General features: G+C 60.2%; 8 protein-coding genes. All 8 read left to right on the top strand.

Annotated features, from left to right (window positions below; translation table 11 throughout):
* A partial coding sequence (locus PHW69_09235) for a hypothetical protein (GenBank protein MDD4005364.1) occupies positions 1 to 254 on the top strand: 254 nt, incomplete at its 5' end.
* A gap of 15 nt (positions 255 to 269) precedes the next feature.
* Positions 270 to 800 carry a (2Fe-2S)-binding protein gene (locus PHW69_09230; protein ID MDD4005363.1) on the top strand — a complete coding sequence of 177 codons (531 nt, stop codon included), beginning with the start codon at positions 270 to 272 and terminating at the stop codon, positions 798 to 800.
* Between the two features lie 8 nt (positions 801 to 808).
* Complete coding sequence (locus tag PHW69_09225; GenBank protein MDD4005362.1) at positions 809 to 1654, top strand: FAD binding domain-containing protein; 846 nt, start codon at positions 809 to 811, stop codon at positions 1652 to 1654.
* 14 nt (positions 1655 to 1668) lie between these two features.
* Entirely contained in the window at positions 1669 to 3375 is a 1707-nt protein-coding gene (locus PHW69_09220) for a metallopeptidase TldD-related protein (GenBank protein ID MDD4005361.1), read from the top strand.
* Positions 3372 to 5018 (top strand): metallopeptidase TldD-related protein, encoded by a 1647-nt coding sequence (locus PHW69_09215; GenBank protein ID MDD4005360.1) that lies wholly within the window; start codon positions 3372 to 3374, stop codon positions 5016 to 5018. The genes PHW69_09220 and PHW69_09215 overlap by 4 nt, the downstream gene beginning before the upstream one ends.
* Before the next feature lie 2 nt (positions 5019 to 5020).
* Positions 5021 to 5878 (top strand): FAD binding domain-containing protein, encoded by an 858-nt coding sequence (locus PHW69_09210; protein ID MDD4005359.1) that lies wholly within the window; start codon positions 5021 to 5023, stop codon positions 5876 to 5878.
* Positions 5878 to 6420, top strand: coding sequence for a (2Fe-2S)-binding protein (locus tag PHW69_09205; protein ID MDD4005358.1), 543 nt, complete (start codon positions 5878 to 5880; stop codon positions 6418 to 6420). Before PHW69_09210 ends, PHW69_09205 begins: the two co-directional genes overlap by 1 nt.
* The coding region (locus tag PHW69_09200) for a molybdopterin-dependent oxidoreductase (protein MDD4005357.1) at positions 6410 to 7119 on the top strand (710 nt) is incomplete at its 3' end. The genes PHW69_09205 and PHW69_09200, both read left to right, overlap by 11 nt.

Below are 7119 nucleotides of genomic sequence, written 5' to 3'. Positions count from 1 at the left end.
ACATGACCGATTATGTGGTTCCGTCCGCCTTTGAAGCGCCGGCTTATGACGCCACGATAGTCGAAAAACCCTACCGCGCCGGGCCGTATAACGCCAAGGGGTTCGGGGAACTGCCGTTGATCGGCCCGTCGGCGGCGATCGCCAACGCCATCAAGCACGCGCTTGGTGTGCGTGTGCCGCAGACGCCGCTGCTGCCGGAAAAAGTGTGGGCCGCGCTGGAGGCCGGAAAAAACGGCCTTGCGGAACCGGAATAAAAAAAGGATTTTGCCATGAAACATAAAACCAGCAAAGAAACCTCCAGACTGACCGGAGCGAAAATGTTGTTAAACTGCGCGGTTAACGGCGCAGCCGTGAGCCGCGAGATAGACACGGGGCTTACGCTGGCGGATTTCCTGCGCCGAGAACTGGGCCTTACGGGCACCAAAGTGGGCTGCGGCGAGGGCGAATGCGGCGCGTGCGTGGTGGTGGTGGACGGCGCGGCGGTCAATTCCTGCCTGTACATGGCCGCGCAGGCGCAGGGCCGGACGGTGCTTACGATCGAGGGGCTGGCCGGCCCGGACGGCGAACCGCACCCCATCCAGCGCGCATTTGCCGAATGCGGTGCGGTGCAGTGCGGGTTCTGCACGCCGGGGATGGTGATGTCGGCCTACGCGCTGCTTGCGCGCAGGCCGGAACCTGCGCGCGCCGAAATCGTAGAGGCGCTGAGCGGCAATATCTGCCGCTGCACGGGTTATGAGAAAATTTTCCAGTCGGTCGAGCGCGCGGCGCAGCTGCTTGCGGACAGGCTCGGCCGCAAATAGGGAGGCTTATGTTTCCGGTAAAGATAGTCAGGCCCGACACTTTGAAAGACGTCTGGCTCCTTGTTAAAAACGCGGGCGGGCCGGTTAAATTTCTGGCGGGCGGAACGGATCTCGCCATTTCGGCGCATTGCGGCCGGGCGGACGGCGAAACGTGGATTGACATAGGTGCGCTGGCCGAACTCAAAGGCATCCGGCTCAAAGGAAAAAAGCTGTATATCGGCGCGTGCGAGAAGGTGTCGGCTCTGGGCGAAAACGCGCTGGTGAGAAAACACGCGCCCGTGCTGTTCGATTCGGTCCGGCAGTACGCCAGCCCTCCGCTTCGCAATATAGCCACGCTGGGCGGCAACTGCGGCAACGCCTCCCCTTCGGCGGACGGGGTTTGCGCGCTTGTCGCGGAAGGGGCGGACGCGCTGCTGTTTGACGGGAAAACTCATTCCCGCCGGCCGGTCGAAAAACTGTTCGCCGGTCCCAAGCGCACCGTGCTGAAGCCGGGCCAGCTGATAACGGGTTTTGAAATCCCGATCCGCGGCGGCAGGGGCGTTTATCTCAAACTCGCCGCGCGGAAAAATTTCGCCATTTCTAAAATCTGCATGGGTGTTTCGCTTAAAACCGGCAGCGGCGCGATAAACGATATCCGCATATCGCTTGGCGCGGTCGGCCCGACGGTAAAACGCGCGCTCAAAGCCGAGAAGATTCTGCTGGGGGTCAAACTCGACGAGAAAATTCTTGACCTGGCTGCTCGGGCCGCCGTGGCGGCCGCCGCACCGATTGACGACCAGCGTTCCACCGCCGCCTATCGCAAGGCGATGGCCGGAGTGCTGCTGAAACGCGCGCTGCGCGCTCTTTGCGCGTAAATTAAAGGATACCCATGAAAAAACTGCTCCCCGTTCTGTGCGCCTGCGCGTTTTTATGCGCGGGCCGCGGTTATGCCTATACACTTCAGACGGACCCGGCGCTTAACGCCATGTCCGCCGAGCTGGCGCGTTCAACCTCAGCGCTGACGAACGCGGAAGCCGCGCCGATGTATTACCTGTCTTACCAGCTCAACGACACCCGGCAGATACATGTGTCCGCCGAAAACGGCGGGATTGAAAACAGCGGCGAGTCGTTCAACCGCTATCTTGACGTGGATGCGAGGGTCGGCTCGCGCGAACTGGATAATACCCATGAAGTGAAAGGGATGCAGGGCTATACGTTCAGGGGCAATCCGGTCAGTATTGCCGCTGGCGCGGACATTGACGCTATCCGCGCGGAGCTCTGGCGCTGGACGGATTTTTATTACAAGCGCGCGCAGGAAGGCTATATGAAAGTGCGCGCCAACCGCGACATGACGGCCGCGGACGACGACAAATCAGATGATTTCTCCGCACCCGCCGCGCCCGAACGGTTTTATGAAACCGGCGAACTGCCCGCTGTTGACCGGACGGAGTGGGAAACCCGGCTGAAAAACTACACCGCGTATCTGTCTTCTTTTCCGTTCGTGTTTTCCAACTCGGCGGATTTTGTGGCCACTGTTTATAATCGGTATTTTGTTTCCAGCGAGGGCACGCGGGTCAAAACGGGCGATGTCTATCTGCGTTTGTCCTATAACATCGCCACCCGCACCGAAGACGGAATGGACCTGCGCCGGTCAAAGACCTACGCGGGAGTCAGGCTCTCCGATCTGCCGGACGATAAACGGATAATGGCCGATATGGCGGAATCGGTTAAAGAGCTGGCGGCGCTTAAATCCGCTCCGATCGTGGAGCCCTACAGCGGGCCGGCCATCATGCGCAACCGCGCGGCGGGCGTGTTTTTTCACGAGATTCTGGGCCACCGGCTCGAAGGCCACCGGCTGAAAAAGAATTCCGACGGGCAGACTTTCGCTAAAAAAATAAACGAGAAAATCGTTTCGGAGGTCATAACCGTGGAGGACGATCCCACGCTGGCGAGTTTTGACGGTATTGCATTGCGCGGACATTACAAGTATGACGACGAGGGGGTAAAGGCGCAGAAGGTAACGCTGATCGAGTCGGGCGTGCTGAAAAATTTTCTTATGGACCGCACGCCCGCGGCCGGGTTTGTCAAATCAAACGGGCACGGGCGGCGTTCGGCGGGCAAGGCGGTCACGTCGAGAATGGGTAACACGATCGTTACTGTCAAAGATCCCGTTCCGTTCGATGAACTGCGCAAAGCCATGATAGCGGAGTGCAGAAAACAGGGCAAGCCCTACGGGCTGGTTTTTGAGGATATCGCGGGAGGATTTACACAGACCGGCCGCGCGGGCACCCAGTCGTTTAAAGTGCTGCCGCTGCTGGTGTACCGGGTTTACGCCGACGGGCGCCCCGACGAGATCGTGCGCGGCGTGGATATAGTCGGCACTCCGCTCACCACCTTCGGCAAGATAGCCGCCGGCGGCGACGATGCCGGCGTGTTCAACGGCACCTGCGGCGCGGAATCGGGCTGGGTTCCGGTTTCGGCGGTTTCGCCCAGCATTCTGGTAACAGAACTGGAAGTTGAAAAGGCCCATAATCCCAAGGAGAAAGCTCCCATTCTCGCGCCCCCGCTGACCGGCGGGGAGGGGGATGTAAAATGAAAAAAGCCATTTTGTTCCTGATATGTTTTGCCGGACCGGCACGGGCTGGTTTCGCGGCGGACGGCGCGACGTTTGAAACTCCCGTATTCAAAGCCATGCGGGCCGAACTGGCCCGCAACGGCGCGCGGCTGCGCGCGGACAGATATCCACTGCCTTATTTCCTTGCTTACACCGTAACGCGCACCCAGGAATTTGAAACTCAGGCGACTTTCGGCTCGACCGTGAGTGACGAACTGGAGGCCCGCGCGCTGGCCCGCGCGGAACTGCGGGTGGGGTCTGAAAAATTCGACAACTCCAACTTCGTCAAGGGGTTTGGCGATTCCAACGATTATCTTTCCTGGACCGACCGCGACGGCGGTTACGCCGCAGTGCGCCGCGCCCTGTGGGAGATTTCGGACGATACCTATAATGCCGCCGTGCAGGCTCTGGCTAAAAAGTCCGCGCTGGCGCGCACCAGGAATCTGGCCGACCAGCCGGACGATTTTTCTCCGTCCACTCCCGCCATTTACGCCGGCGGTATCAAACCGTTCGGGCTGGACCGGCCCGCGCTGGTGGACGCCGCGCGTTCCGCTTCGGCGGTATTTCGACGCTACGCCGATATTATGGTGAGCGGTGTCACGCTTTCCGTTTCGCAGGCTGAAAGCAGTTATGCGAACAGCGAAAACACCATGGTTCACAGCGGCGGCGCGCTGGGCGCGGCCACGTTCAACGCCGAAACGATGGCCGCCGACGGCATGCCGATAAAGCGCAGCCGTTCTTTTGTTTATGCGCAGAATGAACTGCCCTCCGCCGGCGGGCTTGCCGGGCTGGCCGCGCAATTTGCGGGCAGCGTTTCAGCCTCTGTTCATGGTTCCACGCTTGCCGCTTATGTGGGGCCGGTGCTGTTTGAAGGCGCGGCGGCGGGCCAGCTGTTCTCGAAATTCTTCGCGGGATCGGTTTACGCGCCGCGCCCGTCGTGGTCGGAGTTCGGGCAGGAAAACGGCATGGGCGCTTTCTACAACCGGCTCGGCCTGCGGGTAATGAGCCCGCTGTTCAGCGTTACCGATGATCCCCTTGCCAAAGAGCATAACGGCGCGGGGCTGGTCGGTTCGTACGAAGTGGATAGCGAAGGCGTGCCTGCCCGCGCCGTGCAGCTGGTGAAAAAAGGGAAACTGCTGGACCTGCTTATGAGCCGCGCTCCGGCCAGGGAACGCTTCGCTTCCAACGGACACGGACGGGCCACTCTGTTTTCCGTTCCCAGGGGCAGTGCGTCGAATCTGTTTTTCAGGCCGGCGGTCACGGTGCCAGACGCAGATCTTAAAACGAAACTGCTCGCCCTCTGCCGTGATTATGACCTGGAATACGGGATACTGGTGCGCGACGCGGGCGACTTTTCCGGGGATATGGAAATTTATAAAGTGTATGCCGCGGACGGGCGCGAAGAGCCTCTGCGCGGCGTCCGTTTTGACGCGCTCAACAACCGTGTGCTGCGCGACATAGTTTCGGCAGGCGCCGCGCTTAATGTGTATAATACTATGGTTAACGGCATCCCGGTGTCCGTTGTGGCGCCCTCCGTGCTGGTGAGCGAGGCGGAACTGAAAGCCGTGGATACGAAGCCGGAGAAGTTTCCGTACCTTAAACATCCGTATTTCGACAAGAGGTGACCATGAGCAAAATAACATCCTATACCCGTCCCGCGGGCGCGAAAGAAGCGGTCGGCGTGCTTGCCCGATTCAAGGGCCGCGCCGTCATATTCGGCGGCGGCACGGGGCTTGTTAAATCGCTGCCGTCCGGCGTTACCGCCGTGGCGGACCTGAAGTACGCGGGGCTGTCCTATATAAAACGCGACTCGAAATTTCTCACGATCGGGGCGTGCACGACGTTTACCGACCTGCTTCAATCGCCTGTTATCAGAAACTGGGCGGGCGGGCTTGTTTATGAGGCGGCTTACCGCATATCGAGCCATCTCATCCGCAATATGGGCACGCTCGGGGGCAATATGGTGCGCCCGTATCCGTTCAACCATTTTCCCGTGGTGCTGGCCGCGTTAAACGCCAGCGCGGTGGTCGCGCGGCCCGGAAAAACCGAAACCGTGCCGGTGGAAAAACTGTTCGAGAAACCTTACGCGGAGGAACTGGGCCGCAAATGGGTGCTGGTGGAATTTAAAATTCCCGCCGGAACGGAAAAATTCTCCGGCGTGTTTGATAAAGTCGCCAAAACCGAAAGTTCGTGGGAAAACATCATGCTGTGCGCGGCAGTTCTGGAGCATAAAGGCGGGGTCTGCAGGTCTCTGCGCGTGGCGCTGGGCGCGGCGGTCGCGAAAGCGACGGTGCTGCCTGCGGCGGAAGCCGTGCTGGCGGGCAAAAAGATTACCGCGGAACTGGCTTGCGAAGCGGGCGGGAAAGCCGCCGCTCAGGCCGGCCAGTTCAATTCGCTGAGCGCGCCGGCGCAGTATAAAAAAGAAATCGCCCCGGTTGTCATACGGCGCTGCATCCTGGCCGCCGCCGGGCAGGGAGCGCGCTGATGAAAACGACGGTATTGGAATCCAGGGCCGGATACTTTGAAATCGCGTTTACGCTAAACGGCGCGGAAAAAACTTTCCGCGCAGGCGAGAGTGAAACGCTTATAGAACTGTTGCGCCGCGAAGGTTATACTGGCACGAAAAAAGGCTGTGACACGGGCGACTGCGGCAGCTGCACCGTGCTGGTGGACGGGCGCGCCGCGCTTTCGTGCATGATGCTGGCGGTGTCGGCGCATGGCACAAGCGTGGAAACGATCGAGGGGCTGGGCGGCCCCGCCGACCCGCATCCGATCCAGCAGGCTTATGTGGATTCGGGCGCGGTGCAGTGCGGGTTCTGCATTCCCGGCATGATACTGGTGACGAAAGAGCTGCTTGCCGCAAATCCCGATCCGGCGGAGCCGGAAATCCGGCACGCGCTTGACGGCAATATCTGCCGCTGCACGGGCTATGTAAAGCAGGTCCATGCGGTTAAGCTGGCCGCCCGGGCGCTTAAAGGCAAAGCGGGCGCGAAACCGAAAAAGCGAGGCGAGAATCATGGCAATTAAAGAAACCGAAAATTTCAAGACCGTAAACCGCCGCGTCACCAAAGTGGACGCGCTCGGCCTCGCCTGCGGCCGGGCCGAATTTACCGATGACGTGGCCGTGCCGGGCGTACTGCACGGTAAAATCCTGTGGAGTCCGCACGCGCACGCCGAGATCACGAGCATAGACACTTCCGGGGCGGAAAAAGTGCCCGGCGTCAAAGCGGTGCTGTGCTACAAAAACGTGCCGCGCATCCGCCACACTACGGCGGGGCAGGGTTACCCGGAGCCGTCGCCCTATGACTGCCTAGTGTTCGATACCAAGGTGCGCTATGTAGGCGACAAGGTGGCGGCCGTGGCGGCCGAAACCAAAGAGGCGGCCGAGCTGGCGCTTTCCAAAATCAGGGTGGAGTATAAAGTGCTGCCCGCCGTGTTTGAGATCATGGACGCGGTGAAGCCCGGCGCGCCGGTCATTCACGACGAGAAGGACGCCAGGAATATTCCCGACGCCAAACGCAATATCTGCGCGAAATTTGATCTTGACATCCACCCGGACGAATGGTTTTCCAAGGCCGACTATATCTTCGAGAACACCTTTGAAACCCAGTACGCGCAGCACTGCGCGCTGGAGCCGCATACCACGCTCACCTGGCTTGATCCTAACGGCAGGCTTTTCATACGCACTTCCACGCAGGTGCCGTTTCATGTGCGCCGTATCGTGGG

Source organism: Elusimicrobiaceae bacterium (assembly GCA_028700325.1).
In the GTDB taxonomy this organism is placed as follows: domain Bacteria; phylum Elusimicrobiota; class Elusimicrobia; order Elusimicrobiales; family Elusimicrobiaceae; genus JAQVSV01.
This window is presented reverse-complemented; position numbering and strand designations above follow the sequence as displayed.